The 13,760-nt window shown below is 33.1% G+C and carries 14 protein-coding genes; 7 read left to right on the top strand and 7 right to left on the bottom strand.

Translation table 11 applies throughout. The annotated features are described in order from the left end of the window. From BKH43_RS06250 to BKH43_RS06240, 3 genes are all read left to right on the top strand, one after another. The coding region (locus BKH43_RS06250; protein WP_253248038.1) for a methyl-accepting chemotaxis protein at nt 1–533 on the top strand (533 nt) is incomplete at its 5' end. 269 nt (nt 534–802) lie between these two features. Then, on the top strand, nt 803–1,363 hold the full coding sequence (locus BKH43_RS06245) for an HAD family hydrolase (RefSeq protein WP_095229718.1): 561 nt from the start codon (nt 803–805) through the stop codon (nt 1,361–1,363). Nucleotides 1,364–1,770: 407 nt separating this feature from the next. Then, nucleotides 1,771–2,859, top strand: a complete 1,089-nt coding sequence (locus BKH43_RS06240; protein WP_095229716.1) for a site-specific integrase — start codon at nt 1,771–1,773, stop codon at nt 2,857–2,859. Between the two features lie 352 nt (nt 2,860–3,211). Here BKH43_RS06240 and BKH43_RS06235 read toward each other — a convergent pair whose 3' ends face one another. The 7 genes from BKH43_RS06235 to BKH43_RS06205 all read right to left on the bottom strand — a co-directional run bounded on the left by BKH43_RS06235 (nt 3,212) and on the right by BKH43_RS06205 (nt 9,574). Continuing rightward, nucleotides 3,212–3,463, bottom strand: coding sequence for an RNA-binding protein (locus tag BKH43_RS06235; protein ID WP_095229714.1), 252 nt, complete (start codon nt 3,461–3,463; stop codon nt 3,212–3,214). A 150-nt stretch (nt 3,464–3,613) separates the two neighbouring features. Continuing rightward, nucleotides 3,614–4,396: a flagellar type III secretion system pore protein FliP gene (gene fliP, locus BKH43_RS06230; RefSeq protein ID WP_095229728.1), complete on the bottom strand. Its 783-nt coding sequence runs from the start codon at nt 4,394–4,396 to the stop codon at nt 3,614–3,616. A 38-nt stretch (nt 4,397–4,434) separates the two neighbouring features. Next, on the bottom strand, nt 4,435–5,682 hold the full coding sequence (locus BKH43_RS06225; protein ID WP_095229712.1) for a HAMP domain-containing sensor histidine kinase: 1,248 nt from the start codon (nt 5,680–5,682) through the stop codon (nt 4,435–4,437). Continuing rightward, nucleotides 5,679–6,398, bottom strand: coding sequence for a methyltransferase (locus tag BKH43_RS06220; protein ID WP_095229710.1), 720 nt, complete (start codon nt 6,396–6,398; stop codon nt 5,679–5,681). Before BKH43_RS06220 ends, BKH43_RS06225 begins: the two co-directional genes overlap by 4 nt. Before the next feature lies 1 nt (nt 6,399). Then, nucleotides 6,400–7,407, bottom strand: coding sequence for a bifunctional diaminohydroxyphosphoribosylaminopyrimidine deaminase/5-amino-6-(5-phosphoribosylamino)uracil reductase RibD (ribD, locus tag BKH43_RS06215; protein ID WP_095229708.1), 1,008 nt, complete (start codon nt 7,405–7,407; stop codon nt 6,400–6,402). Continuing rightward, a complete protein-coding gene (locus tag BKH43_RS06210; protein ID WP_095229706.1) occupies nt 7,400–7,876 on the bottom strand; it encodes a hypothetical protein in 477 nt (158 codons plus the stop codon). Before BKH43_RS06210 ends, ribD begins: the two co-directional genes overlap by 8 nt. 24 nt (nt 7,877–7,900) lie before the next feature. After that, a complete protein-coding gene (locus BKH43_RS06205; RefSeq protein WP_095229704.1) occupies nt 7,901–9,574 on the bottom strand; it encodes a methyl-accepting chemotaxis protein in 1,674 nt (557 codons plus the stop codon). 235 nt (nt 9,575–9,809) lie between these two features. Here BKH43_RS06205 and BKH43_RS06200 point away from each other — a divergent pair, with 235 nt between their 5' ends. The 4 genes from BKH43_RS06200 (at nt 9,810) to BKH43_RS06185 (ending at nt 13,728) form a co-directional block, all read left to right on the top strand. Next, the gene (locus tag BKH43_RS06200) at nt 9,810–11,078 is read left to right on the top strand and encodes a phospholipase A (RefSeq protein ID WP_095229702.1); all 1,269 of its coding nucleotides are present in this window, start codon (nt 9,810–9,812) and stop codon (nt 11,076–11,078) included. 22 nt (nt 11,079–11,100) lie between these two features. Next, nucleotides 11,101–12,198 (top strand): lipid-A-disaccharide synthase, encoded by a 1,098-nt coding sequence (lpxB, locus tag BKH43_RS06195; RefSeq protein WP_095229700.1) that lies wholly within the window; start codon nt 11,101–11,103, stop codon nt 12,196–12,198. Between the two features lie 145 nt (nt 12,199–12,343). Beyond that, on the top strand, nt 12,344–13,309 hold the full coding sequence (gene argF / locus BKH43_RS06190; protein ID WP_095229698.1) for an ornithine carbamoyltransferase: 966 nt from the start codon (nt 12,344–12,346) through the stop codon (nt 13,307–13,309). Continuing rightward, nucleotides 13,279–13,728 carry a DUF2603 domain-containing protein gene (locus tag BKH43_RS06185; protein ID WP_095229696.1) on the top strand — a complete coding sequence of 150 codons (450 nt, stop codon included), beginning with the start codon at nt 13,279–13,281 and terminating at the stop codon, nt 13,726–13,728. Before argF ends, BKH43_RS06185 begins: the two co-directional genes overlap by 31 nt. Nucleotides 13,729–13,760 lie beyond the last annotated feature (32 nt).

The raw sequence follows: 13,760 nt of genomic DNA, 5'->3' as shown, positions 1-13,760 counted from the left end.
ATACTTCTATTACTAACTTATCTCAAAGTTCTAATGCACAAGCTAGCTCTTTAGAACAATCTGCTACTGCTATAGAAGAAATAACTCAGTCTATGCAAAATGTATCTAATAAGACTAATGAAGTAATCTCTCAATCTGAAGATATTAAAAGTGTTACTGTTATTATTAAAGACATAGCAGATCAAATAAATCTCTTAGCTCTTAATGCAGCTATAGAAGCTGCACGTGCAGGAGAACATGGAAGAGGCTTTGCAGTAGTAGCAGATGAAGTAAGAAAACTAGCAGAAAGAACTCAAAAGTCTTTAGGAGAAATAGAATCTAATACTAATATCTTAGTTCAATCTATTAATGATATGGCTGAATCTATAAAAGAACAAGCTAATGGTATAACTCAAATAAATGATGCTATATCTTTATTAGAACAATCTACTCAAGGTAATGTAAATATAGCTGATGATGCTACTAAGATATCTAGTAATGTAACTCATATAGCAGATGAGATAATGAGTGATGCTAATAGGAAGAAGGTGTGAGGGGAGAGATTGATTAGGAGGGGGGAGGGACCTCCTCCTTTTTTAAAGAATCCAAAGAAAAAATAAACTAAATTTATTAAAAATAGATTCTATGGCTGAAGATAAAGGTAGTTAATAAACTCTAAAGCTACTAATAAGCTTTAAATGTTTTATAAAGCTTTAAATTACTTATAGAATCTAGATTGTCATACCAAAACTTAAAGATAAAGGTAGGATAGGGGGAAGATAAGGAGTGGTACAATAGTAAGAAAGCAAAGTAAGGGGCAAGGATGCAACAAAGTCTAAAAAGGCAAGAGGATGGGCAAAAGGCGGTATTTTTTGATAGGGATGGTGTTATAAATATAGACACTAACTACACTTATAAGATAGAAGATTTCCATTTTTTAGAAGACTTTTTTGATATAGCTAGATTTTTTAAAGCGCGTAAATATAAGCTAGTTGTCGTTACTAATCAATCAGGTATTGAAAGAGGTTTTTATAACGTACAAGATTTTTTAACTCTTAGTGCTTATATGCAAAGAAGCTTAAAAGCAAAACTTGGTTTTGAGATGGATCAAATCTATTTTTGTCCTTTTTTAAATAGTATACATAGAAAGCCAAATGCAGGTATGCTACTAAGGGCTAAAAGGGATTTAAACTTAGATCTAAGTAAGTCAGTCATGATAGGTGATAGGCTAAGTGATATGGAAGCTGGGTTTAATGCTGGGATAAAAAGCCTTTATCTTATACAAGATAAGACTGTGAGGTCAAAAGATAAAGATGCTAGCCATAGGCTAGAACTTGGATATAAAAATATAGATTCTTTATTAGAGATAAAGCAAGATTTTTAGACTTTAGTGTAGTTTTTTACACGTGGTGTTTAAAAATTTATAGAAGATTAGGATTAAAGCGATCTTTAAACTACTGTGCATAAAAATTACATTAAGTATTTTTAAGGCAACTCAAAAATGCTTTTTTAATAGAGTAAAGCTTTAAATAAATTATATATATCTACATAATCAAAATATATGCTTTTTATATACTTATAAGTATATATTTTATTAACTTTTTGTGATACTTAGCTTGCCTAAATAAGCTAAATATCATATTTATATGGATATATTTATTAAAACTATAATATTTTATTTATCTTTACTCTTTGTATATTTTCATTTATTTTTAAGACTTTTTCGTTTTTGTGTGTTTTATTGTGTTTTATGTAAAGAACAGAAAAAGCAAAGAATGTTAAGGTAATAATATGCATGAAAGACTTACAAGGACAAAGTACGCAGGCGTTTATACTAAGACTTTAAAAAATGATATCAGCTTTGTAGTTAGATACTTACAAAATAAAAAAGTAGTAGACAAGGTAGCTGGCAAACAATCTGAGGGCATGAGTGCTAAAAAGGCTCTAGCCTTTAAGCATATCTTAGAAAATGCTAGAAAAGATAGGACTAAAGAAGGCTTTAAAACTAGTGGATATGAAGATATAACCTTTAAAGAAGTGTCCTTAAAGTATGTAGAAGTTAATGTGAAGAGATGGTCTGCTGGCTCACTTAAAGGTTATATGACAATTACAAAAAAACTAGAAAGCTACTTTTCAAACTCCAAGATATTAGATATATCTCCACTTGACATACAAGGCTTTATGACTACTTGCTTAAAAGAAAGAAAAGCGCATACTATTAATGCTTATTTGGGTGTAGTAGCCTCTATATTTAAATTAGCAGATGAGTTTTATGGAATCAAAAATAGCTCCTATCTTGCTATAAAAAGACACAGGGCTTCAAAAAGCAGGATTAGATACCTAAGCTTTAGTGAAGTTAGGCGATTAAAGGCTTATATTTTAAGCTTAAAACACATCCATGCTAAAGCTTTATACCTCTTTGTGTGCTTGTCTTTAAGCACAGGCGGACGACTTAGGACCATACTTACTATTAAAAAAGAGGATATAAACTTAAAAGAAGAGACTATAAATCTTTTTAACTACAAGATAAATAGGAGCTATAAGGGCTATCTTGATAAAGAGTGTTTGATGCTTTTAAAAGCGTATTTACAAGGCTTAGGGGAAAAAGAGCTAATATTTAAAGTATCTTATCAGACTATGCAGCTTAATTTATCAAAGATACTAAATTTGCTTTTTAATCAAAATCTAAATAATCTAGATGAAAAGGTAGTACTTCACACACTAAGACATACTTTTGCAAGTCATCTTGCTATAAAAGGAGTACCTTTACAAGTCATACAAGCTGGCCTTGACCATAGCAATATAACTATGACCATGCGTTATGCTCACCTAAGTCCAAATAGTACAAAAAGATTCATCTTAAAAGCGCTTAATGGTTAGATTCTATAAGTTGCTTGTAGGGTAAGTGTTAGAGGGGTTACTTTAAAGTTTATAACTAGTGAGTAATGCATAAAATATAAAAAAGTCTATATTTTATGCTGGGTTTTCATAAGGGGTAAAAATCTCAAAATCGTTTATCTCTACAAAAGCTAAGCATATAATTGTGTGTAAACATTGTGCTTTTTTATCTTTAGGTATTTTAAAGTCCAATAATAGGGCTCTAAAATACGATATGTAAATATATATAATTTATATATATCTAGCTTAAGTTTCTAATCTTAGAATCTTCTGTTAAAAAGTCTAAAATTACAAATAAAAATTATTAATTAAGTCCCGCTTTTATCTTTTAAGTTTAAGCGTTTTTTCTGCTTTTTGCTTCACTTACTTTAACTGTTCTGCCAAGATACTGAGTTTTATCTAGATCTGAAATTGCATTTAGTGCATTTTCATCATTCATCTCTATAAATCCGTATCCTTTAAAACGACCAGTTTCTTTATCATTTACTAATTTTATAGATGCTACTTCTCCATACTGAGAAAAAAGCTCCATAATTTGTTGTTCGTTGACTCCGTAAGATAGGTTTCCAATATAAATACTTTTCATTAATGCTCTCCAATAAAAATTATGACTTATGTCACATGTATAAGGTATCTAATATAAACTTAAAGCCTCATTACTATGGGGATTTTGAGTGCAAATAATTATAAAAAAGTAACTAAAAGGGCATAAAGCGTAACATTATGCCACTTTTTATTAGAAATAATGGAAACTCTTAACTAAATTCCATACTAATAGGTTAAATCCATCCACAAGCACAAAAATTAGAATTTTAAAAGGTAGAGATATCATAACTGGCGGAAGCATCATCATCCCCATGGCCATTAAAATTGAACTTATAACCATATCTATGACCAAAAATGGCAAGTAGATAAGAAAGCCTATCTGAAAAGCAGTCTTAAGCTCACTTATCATAAATGCTGGCAAGGCTATACTTAAGTCAATTTTATCTACTACTTTTTCAACCTCTTCTTTAGTGTTAAGTGCGCTAACTTCTGGTGGAGTTATACCTCTTATCCTATAAAAGAGTGCTAGGTCACTTTGCCTAGTGTTTTCTATCATAAACTTTTTAAAAGGTTTTATACTTTTACTAAAAGCTTCTTCATAGCCTATCTGGCTAGCCATGTAAGGCTTTATGCCTGTGGTGTAGGAGTCTTTTACAACTGGCTCCATGATAAAAAAAGTAAGTATCATAGCAAGACTTACTAGAATCTGCGTGGGCGGGCTTTGCTGCGTTCCAAGTGCAGTTCTTAAGAAGGCTAAAACTATAACTATACGTGTAAAAGATGTCATCATAAGCACTAAAGAAGGAGCTAGTATTAAAAGCGTTATGATTAAGACTATATTTAGCGTAGTAACTAACTGTGTTGGTGTTTTGGGTGAAGTTAGGCTTAAATTAACAGTTGGTAAGACTGGGTCTACTATCCTGGGGGCAGCATCTGCGCCAAAGCCAGCAGTTGATAGACCAAGAAAAAACATTAAAGCAAGTATTCTAAAAAATATCACCTTTTTAACCTTTAACTAGCATCTTCCGTGTTTGCAAACGCTATCCTGAAGCCATGCATTCCATCTTTGTAACTATACTCCAAACTAGCCCCATGCAATAGTAAAATCTCTTTCACTATAAAAAGACCTAGCCCATATCCTTCTAAACTTTGATGTTTTTTATCCCTATAAAAAGGCTCTAAGTAGTAGCTTATATCCTTACTTAGTGGATTACCTTCATTTTTTATAAGTATACAAGTTTGTCTTAGCTCTATTTTTATAAAGCCAGTTTTTGAGTACTTAAGTGCGTTTTGTATAAGGTTGCTTAAAGCCACACACAAAAGATGTAAGTCTCCTTTTATAGGATAAGAAGCTTGCACGTCTAACTCTATAAACTTCTCTTCATCTATAAAGTTGTTTAGTGCTTCAAAAAGCAGTGTCTCACTTAAAAACTCTTTTTTTTCTAAGTAGGGCTTTTTATAGCTTAGCCTTTCAAACTCTAGGGTGTTTTCTAAGATATGTTGCATTTGCTTAATGTAGATTTGCAGTTTGGCTAGTGTGCTTTTATCCCACTCTAGGGCAACTAGTAGTTTCATCTTAGTCATGGGCGCTCTTATCTCATGACCTATGTTTCTAAGTAGTAATTCTTTCCATTTGAGTTTAGTTAGGGCTTGTGCATAAGCAGTGCTTATAGAATCTATTACACCTTTTAGTTCGTTTTTGTGCGTGTTTTTATAGTTTTCACCATTTGCTATCCTTTCTCCTATGCTTACTAAATCTTTTAAGGACTTAAAGGTGTTAAAGACGATAAAGAGTAAGATTAAAGAGAGGGCTATAATCCCAATTAAGGCTAGATTAATCCTATCTCCCATTAAGCTTAAAGGCTTGCTTGCTACTATTTGATTATTAATCACAACGCCTTGAGTGTTTTGTGTCTTATAAACTTGCACTACTGTATTTTGTGTGCCTTTAAGGATTAGTGCATCAGTTGGAATCTTATCTAAGATACTAAAGCCTTTAGCTTTTAAGCCTTGAGTTAGAGTGTTTATCTCATCTTTGTTAAGAGTTTTTTTAAGCTCCCATATCTTTTTAAGACTTAAAGAATCTGTTTGCTTAGTTTCATACTGAAGGGCGCTTACTATGCTTAAGTTTTGGAATCTTATCTTTTCGTTTTCAAGACCTATGATTTTTATCTGCAAAAAGTAGAGTAAGACTACTATTAGTATAAAGATAATAATGACGTGTAGTTTGGTTGAAAAAAGGATGTTTTTAAGTTTCATAGGTCTATATCTCTTTGGCTTACTTTAATGCTATAGGTGTTGGCATTTTTATATATAGTACTTACTTCTTGTGAGTTTTCTAGCTGGTTTTTTCCTATATGAGTTATTAGCGGGCTTAGTACGCTTAGGCTGCTTTTTGAGTTTAGCCTTAAAGCACAGAGAAATGTTTTAGATTCTGCGTTTAAGCGAGGGTGGATAAATCTTAGCTTTTCTACATTTAGTTTATTAGCAAAGGCTTGTTTTAAGACTTCACTTAGTTGATTACTCCCATAGCTTAGTAAGAAAAAACCACTAGGCTTTAGTAGCCTTTTAGCCTTAGTAAAAAGCTTATCTAATGGAAGTGAGCTTGCATGCCTTGCGTGTTTTAATAAGTCGTTTTTAGATTCTATGGCGTTTGGATGATAAAAGGGTGGGTTTGAGACTATTAAGTCAAACTTTAGTGTAGTTTCATAGTCTAAAAAGTCTTTATTGATAATACTTGATTCTATGTTGTTTACCTCAGCATTTTTTATATTTAACTTAGCGTAAAGTACAAGTTTTTCAACTTGGGTTAGCCTTATACTTTTTTCCTTTGCTAAAAGCAAGCCTAGCGTCCCAACTCCACTGCCTATATCTAAAACTTGCATATCTTTTTTTAAAAAGTCTTTTGCAAAGTCCCAAAGAAATAACGTATCGCTATTATAACAGTAGCCTTCACTTGCTTGATAAAGTTGCATTTTATACTAGCCAGGTTATTAGATTATTATCAGTTAGATTTGAGTGCAAGATAGTAAAGTTTGCATTTAGATGTTTGTACTCACTCATGCTTTTAGTTTGAAAGCTTGGGTCTATAAAAACTAACAGCATATCGATTCTATCTTTTAGAGTATCTAGTAGATGGTAGCCACCTTCTATGACATTAAAACCTACTAGGTCTAGTTTTTGTACTTCATCTACTACTTTTATCTCTCTATCCTTATAAGGGGTTAGATTAAGTGTATCTGGCTTGGTGCTTAGAATCTGGATTTTAGGAAGGGTGCTTTTATAAAAACTATCTGCCTTTCTAGTATCAAGGCTAGGCTTATCTTTTCTTAGAGTTTCTCCTGAGATGATGATGCTTTTTGCTATGCTTCTTTGATTGTGAGTAAAACTGTGAGTGTAGACGTTACTAACTCTGCCATCTTTATAGCTTCCATCCATGCGGCTTGCTAGCTTAAAAAGGGTGAACTTTTCGGTATTTTTCAAAGTTAAAAAGGGTTTTATTAGATCTAAGCACTTAGATTCTAAGATGCCAGTTTTAACTTCTATGTTTTGTAAAGTATCCATGCCTCCACTTGCTATCTTATTAGTATCTTTAGTGCCTATGACTACTTTTTTAAGGCCTAGAGCATTTAGCAAGTTAGCACAAGGTGGAGTTTTGCCATAGTGATTACAAGGCTCTAAGGTAACATAGATGCTAGCATCTTTAAAAACACCTTTATGATGACTAAGTAAAAACTCATGTATGCTTTGAGAGGAGCTAAGTTTTAGGATACTTTCATCTTTTGTAAGTTTAAAGTAAGCAGTTTTTAGGGCGTTAACTTCAGCGTGGGGGAAGTTTGCTTTTTTATGGGCTTCTATGCTTAATATCTCGCCATCTTTTAGTACTAAAGCGCCCACACTTGGATTAGGTAGTGTTAGTGTTTGATACTCCCAAGCCTTATTTAAAGCTAGTTGCATGTATACTTCATCACTTAGATTACTCAAAGTCCTTCCTTTGTGTGTAGATAGATATGCTTGATGTTAGAGGTTTGTTAGTTAAAGGGTCTATGTAAGATATAACTATAGAGTTTTTATTTATGGAATCTATCTTATAAGGATGAGTTTTACTTACAAGATTAGAATCTATCCCATACCACCTACCTTCAATCTTTACTTTTTTATCCACTATGCTTTGTATTAGCGGTAGTCTAAAAGCAGTTTTATTAAGAGTTAAATTTTTACTTTCATCTTTTAAGTCTTGGAGGTTAGGGGAAGTAGGCTGAGTTGTAGCTTGTAAATTAGTCTTATTTAGCTTTTCTGCATAGAAATCTTTTGATGAGCTAGATTGGAATAAAGCCTCAAAGTCTAGAGGCTTTAAGTCTCTAGACTCACTAGCACTAAAAAGTAGGCTAGGAGTAAAGATAGCTATAGCTACTAATTTACTAAAGCTATCTTTTTTCACCTTTCTTGCCACTGTTATCTTTTTGCTTATAAAGACTTAGAATTTTTTCTTATGCACGTTATCTAAGATATCTTGAGCTATATGAGTTACATTACTAGATATCTTAGTAGCATCATCAGCTATATTTACATTACCTTGAGTAGATTGTTCTAATAAAGATATAGCATCATTTATTTGAGTTATACCATTAGCTTGTTCTTTTATAGATTCAGCCATATCATTAATTGATTGAACTAAGATATTAGTATTAGATTCTATTTCTCCTAAAGACTTTTGAGTTCTTTCTGCTAGTTTTCTTACTTCATCTGCTACTACTGCAAAGCCTCTTCCATGTTCTCCTGCACGTGCTGCTTCTATAGCTGCATTAAGAGCTAAGAGATTTATTTGATCTGCTATGTCTTTAATAATAACAGTAACACTTTTAATATCTTCAGATTGAGATATTACTTCATTAGTCTTATTAGATACATTTTGCATAGACTGAGTTATTTCTTCTATAGCAGTAGCAGATTGTTCTAAAGAGCTAGCTTGTGCATTAGAACTTTGAGATAAGTTAGTAATAGAAGTTTGAAGTGACTCACATTCTTTGAAAAGATTATTAGCCACTTGGAGCTGAGTTTTTAGCATATTAGCTATCTCATCACCTACACCATTAGTATAAGTTTCTACAGCACCAGTTGCGTTAGGCACCCTTTTACTAAAGTCTAGATTTTTATAAGCATCAAATACACCTAAGAGTTGGTTTAAGTCATTACCAACACCATTTCTTAGTATGATGATTAGATCATTAATCGCCTCTTTTAGCTTCATTAGCTGAGGATTGTTTGAAGATCTTTGTATGGTTCTATCAGCTTTTTTAACTTCAGCAGTGTATTTAACTACATCAAGCCCTTCTTCAACTAGTAACCTATCATCTTCTAAGGCTTTAGCAGTTCGCTCTATATTACTATTTATAAGCCTTGCCATGTTGCCAAACTCATCTTTTGACTTTATGTTTATAGCTTTATGATCTTTAATTTCAAAGTTGATGAATTTAAAAAAGTTTACGATTCCTTCTTGGATTTGTGCGATCTTTACAACTATGCTTCTAAACATAAATAAGAGTATAACTATAAGGATGATTATAACTATGATGGCAAAGATGATATTAGCTATAAAACTAAACTCATATTGTGCGTTATTTTGATTTGTGTAGGCAACATACTCAGTCACTTTTTTGCTTAGTAGGTTTTTAAAGTCTTGATTTATAGTTTCTGTTATCTCATAAAGTTCAGCTATATCACTAGTATCAAGTTTAGAGATGTTGTTTTTTAAGTCTAGTTTGTTAGTTAGCATGGTGTTTATTTGTAAGTTAGCATCTCTGATATCTTTAGTTATCTTATCAGCTAGGCTTTTTTCTTCTGTATTGCTTATGGTTACATAGTAGCTATTCCAGTCTTTGTTTATGGAGCTTTCAAGATTGTTTACAGTGTTAGAAGTTTGGGTTGGATCTATAAGACCTATGGTTCCTTTTACTATAGTATCTATGATAGCAACAGAGTAAGTCTCACTTACTTTTTGCAAGTGAAGATAAGGAACTACTTGATCTGTATAGGCAAGATTAGCTCTTATATTTATGTCTCTTAGGGCTTTCATGCTGAAAAAAGAGACGAGTACTATGCCCAGTATGTATACTATAATTAGTACAACTAGTTTCATTTTGGTGGTCATTATATTTCCTTGATATTTGTTGATATGGTGTTTAAGTCTTTGGTTTTGTTAGCCCTTATTTTACTAAGAAAATAAAGGAAAATACAACTAAATGAAAGAAGTGTGATTATTTATATACTAAGATTAGGTTTTGGTTAAGCTTTATGGTTACGTTTGTCTTAACTTTGCACTTAGAGACACTAATTATTTTTGCTTTTAGATTATATTGTTTACTACTTTTAGAAAAAGGGACTAAATGTATAAGGCAGCTGTGCTTTGTTTAAGTTTATGCACGTTTCTGGCGGCGGATTCTTTTGATAATCAAGCATTAGAAGATATGAAAAATTATAAAGCAGAAGTTACTGCTAAATCTAGTAGTGCTTCTAGCAAAGAAGAAGTTAAAAAACCTTCCAAACTTAGGCAGTTTTTTAAAGACCCTAGCTCAATTTTCCGGCAGAACAATGCTCCTTCTAAAGAAAGCACTCCTATAGATAAAGCCACAAACAACATTCAAAGCCCCAACATAGAATCTACTCCAACTCTAATCCCAACCCTAGCTAATCCTGCCTTACTTAACCAGTCTATAGCTACTCCTGCTTTAGATTCTCCTAACTTAAGCGCACCTAGTGAAGTTTTAAAATCTCAAAGTAAAGATGTAAAAGATTCTAAGGTGCCAAGCAAGTATAGAGAGTATGTAAACAGCAAGGAAAAACATACCATCTTTACTATAGGATCTATCTCTATAGAAGAGCTAAATGGTAACTATATCATGCCTTTTTACTATAACTTTTTACCTCAGTATGCTAGGTACTTACAACAAAATGAAGCTAAGATTCAACTAAGCTTTAAAGTAGCTCTTGTTAGAAACTTTTTATGGACAGGTGGGGCCTTATACTTTAACTACACTCAAAAGTTCTTCTTCCAGTTTTACAACTTCCAGTATAGCGCGCCTATTAGAGATATAGACTTTCAGCCAGAGCTTATGTATAACTATCCTCTTGATGTAAAGTTTTTAGGTGGGGCCTTATCAGATGTTGGTGTTTCACTCACCCACTTATCTAATGGCGAAGGAAAAGGTTATAGAACTCAAGGTGGTGAGGTTATAGACTTTAATAGACCCTTTAGGGATCCTCCTCCAACAGGTCCAGATGTTATAGGTTCAGCTTCAAAAAGTTCTAATAGGGCAGTCTTTCACGCAGTTTGGCATAATGACAACTTAAGAGTGCAGCTAAAAGGGTGGGCGCCACTTATGCAAAGACGCACTAACCCAGATCTTTATGACTACTTAGGTTATGGACGCTTAGATATAGCTTATAGGAATAATCGCAATATCTTTGAAGCAAGCATCATAGGGCTAGGCGCAAAAAAGGCAAACTATATAGGCTCTTTCCAACTTGCCTATACTTTTAAGCTTAATGATAGAGTAGGGCTATACTTCCAGTACTACTATGGTTATATGGATAGTTTATATGAGTATAACTTCATAGTTAACAGAGTAGGTGTAGGCTTTAGATTTATAAGATAAAAAAGGCAAGGGAGAGTAAAAAGTGAAGATTTTTGTAAGTGCTTTAGAGCCAAGTTCTAACTTGCATCTAAGGAATCTAAAATCAGAACTTTTAAAGCTAGATAGTAGTGTAGAGTTTATAGGAGTTTGTGATAGTGACCTAGGTACTAGTCTTTTCAAAGTAAGTGAGTTTTCTATCATGGGCTTTAGCGATGTTTTTAAGCGCTTAAAGTTTTTAAAGCACGCTATGAATGTACTAGCAAAGGAAGCTTTAAAATGCGACAAAATCCTAATGCTTGATAGCTCATCTTTTCACATGCGACTAGCAAAAAAGATCCTAAGCTTTAACCCTAACGCAAACATCATGTACTACATCCTCCCACAACTTTGGGCGTGGAAGCCTTGGAGATCTAAAGAGCTTTTGTCTAACTTCACTAAGCTAGCTTACATCTTGCCTTTTGAAGGCAGCTTTTATGACTACTCACCAAAGGCACGTTTTGTAGGGCATCCTTTACTTGATATAAAAGAGTACAACTCAAAGACAAGCTTTGCTAACTTAGAATCTAAAGTAATAGTTTTCATGCCAGGTTCTAGAAAGTCAGAGATAAAAGCCCATATGGGAGTTTTTAGAGAAGTAGCTAGTGCTTTGGTAAAAAAAGATTCTAAAACATCACTTCGTTTAGTTTTGCCTTCTAAGTTTAAAGACACTAACTTAGAATCTATTTATGGAGACATCTCTAGTTTTAATCTTTTTTATAACACACAAGAGGCTTTAAAAGAGGCAAGTTTTTGTGTAGTTTGCTCTGGTACGGCAACTTTAGAGTGTGCGCTTATGCAGATTCCATTTTTACTAGTTTACAAGACTAAGTGGCTTGATTACTTCATCATTAGAAGCTTGGTTAATATTAAATATGCTGGGCTTGCTAATATCTTCTATCAAGCACTTTTAGGTGAAAAGCCAGGACGTGGAGTAAGCACTTTGCATGATGAGATAGTGCAGTTTGGTTTTAATGCACCTAATATCTTAAAAAAGATAGAAGATTTTAACTATGAAAGATATTTTAATGGAGTTAGACTTTTAAAAGACTATCTAAAAGAAGGAAGTAGTAACAATGTTGCTAAGTGGCTTTTAGAAGACTAGCTAGTAAGACTTAGTTTGTGTGCTAAAAGTTCTTAGTCTGCCCCCAACTTATATAAAAATCTTTTTAAAATGTTTCTTGTAAACATCACAAGTTTTCATTTTCGCTACAATAGACCATTTTATTAAACCACATACAAGGTGTGTAATGCGACATTTCCTGACCATTAATGACTATAGTCAAGATGAGATATTAGATATCTTAAAATATGCCCTAGATCTAAAAGCTAAGCAAGCTGAAGGTATAGCTACTCCTGAGCTTCAAGGAAAGATTCTAGCTATGATCTTTGAAAAAAGCTCAACTAGAACGCGTGTTAGTTTTCAATCAGGAATCTATCAATTAGGAGGCCTTGGCATCTTTTTGTCTAACTCTGACTTACAGCTTGGACGTGGAGAGATCATAAAAGATAGCTCAGCGGTTATAAGTTCTATGGTTGATATGATAGTTATAAGAACACACGAGCACACTCGCTTAGAAGAGTTTGCAAAGTACTCAAGCGTAAGCGTTATAAATGGTCTCTCTCAAGACTACCATCCTATGCAAGTTTTAGCTGACTATCTAACTATGATGGAAAATGGTATCTTTAAACCTCACCCTATATTAAACATGGAAAGTAAGTGTGCTAATCCACTAGTTGCTTATATAGGCGATGGGAACAATATGGCAAACTCTTGGCTTATGCTTGCTTCAAAGCTTGGCTTAAGGCTAAATATCGCTTCGCCTAAGGGCTATAAACCTCAAGAAAAGTTTGTAAATATCGCCTTAGAAAATGCTAAAAGTTCAGGAGCCATTATAAACATAATGGAAGATCCAAAAGAAGCCATAAAAGATGCTAATGTAGTAACTACAGATTCTTGGGTGTCCATGGGACAAGAAGCTGAAAAAGAAGAAAGACTAAAAGCTTTTAAAGGCTACATGGTAGATGAGGCTTTAATGGCACTTTCTGATAAAGATTCTATCTTTCTTCACTGTTTACCAGCTTATAGAGAGTTAGAAGTTTCTACTAATGTTATAGATGGCCCTAAGTCTAAAATCATAGATGAAGCGCATAACCGCTTGCATGTCCAAAAAGGAGTCATGGCATGGCTAAATCGTCCGCAAAAAAAGAATTAATAAGAAGCCTTCAAGATGCAAGTAATATAGCTATAGCTACTCGCGTAGATGACACTCATATAAACTTAGAGTTTAAGCAAGGAAGCTTTCAAGAAGAAGAGGCTTGGTTTATAAAGATGAACCAGGCTAGTAAAAATACAGCTCCTAGTGAGTTTGTAGTGCTACCAGAAACAGCTTTAAATACACTTTTAGAATCTTTAAAGTCTCAGCATGAAGAAAAACTTGTGTTAATGCTTCAAAAAGATATCTTAAATCTTATGCCACTTGATTTAGAAGATGCTTTGGCTGTTGGTTTAGAGGAGCTAGAAAAGTTACGCTCTCAAGATGAGACTTTAAGAAACATAAACACTGAACATATAGCAAAGCGGATAAAGACTAACTATCCTAACTTATTTTTTGATGTAAGTAAGATTTTATAAGTGAAAAATTTTATAAAAGAGGGTGATTAATA

Source organism: Helicobacter sp. 13S00401-1 (genome assembly GCF_002272925.1).
Lineage (GTDB): Bacteria > Campylobacterota > Campylobacteria > Campylobacterales > Helicobacteraceae > Helicobacter_I.
Note: the sequence above shows the minus strand (reverse complement) of the source record. Positions and strands in the feature narration are given on the sequence as shown.

Excerpts from the sequence above, each read along its gene's own strand:
- BKH43_RS06245 (WP_095229718.1), top strand. The coding sequence starts at position 803 with ATGCAACAAAGTCTAAAAAGGCAAGAGGATGGGCAAAAGGCGGTATTT.
- BKH43_RS06240 (WP_095229716.1), top strand. The coding sequence starts at position 1,771 with ATGCATGAAAGACTTACAAGGACAAAGTACGCAGGCGTTTATACTAAG.
- BKH43_RS06235 (WP_095229714.1), bottom strand. The coding sequence starts at position 3,463 with ATGAAAAGTATTTATATTGGAAACCTATCTTACGGAGTCAACGAACAA.
- fliP (WP_095229728.1), bottom strand. The coding sequence starts at position 4,396 with ATGTTTTTTCTTGGTCTATCAACTGCTGGCTTTGGCGCAGATGCTGCC.
- BKH43_RS06225 (WP_095229712.1), bottom strand. The coding sequence starts at position 5,682 with ATGAAACTTAAAAACATCCTTTTTTCAACCAAACTACACGTCATTATT.
- BKH43_RS06220 (WP_095229710.1), bottom strand. The coding sequence starts at position 6,398 with ATGCAACTTTATCAAGCAAGTGAAGGCTACTGTTATAATAGCGATACG.
- BKH43_RS06205 (WP_095229704.1), bottom strand. The coding sequence starts at position 9,574 with ATGACCACCAAAATGAAACTAGTTGTACTAATTATAGTATACATACTG.
- BKH43_RS06200 (WP_095229702.1), top strand. The coding sequence starts at position 9,810 with ATGTATAAGGCAGCTGTGCTTTGTTTAAGTTTATGCACGTTTCTGGCG.
- argF (WP_095229698.1), top strand. The coding sequence starts at position 12,344 with ATGCGACATTTCCTGACCATTAATGACTATAGTCAAGATGAGATATTA.
- BKH43_RS06185 (WP_095229696.1), top strand. The coding sequence starts at position 13,279 with ATGGCTAAATCGTCCGCAAAAAAAGAATTAATAAGAAGCCTTCAAGAT.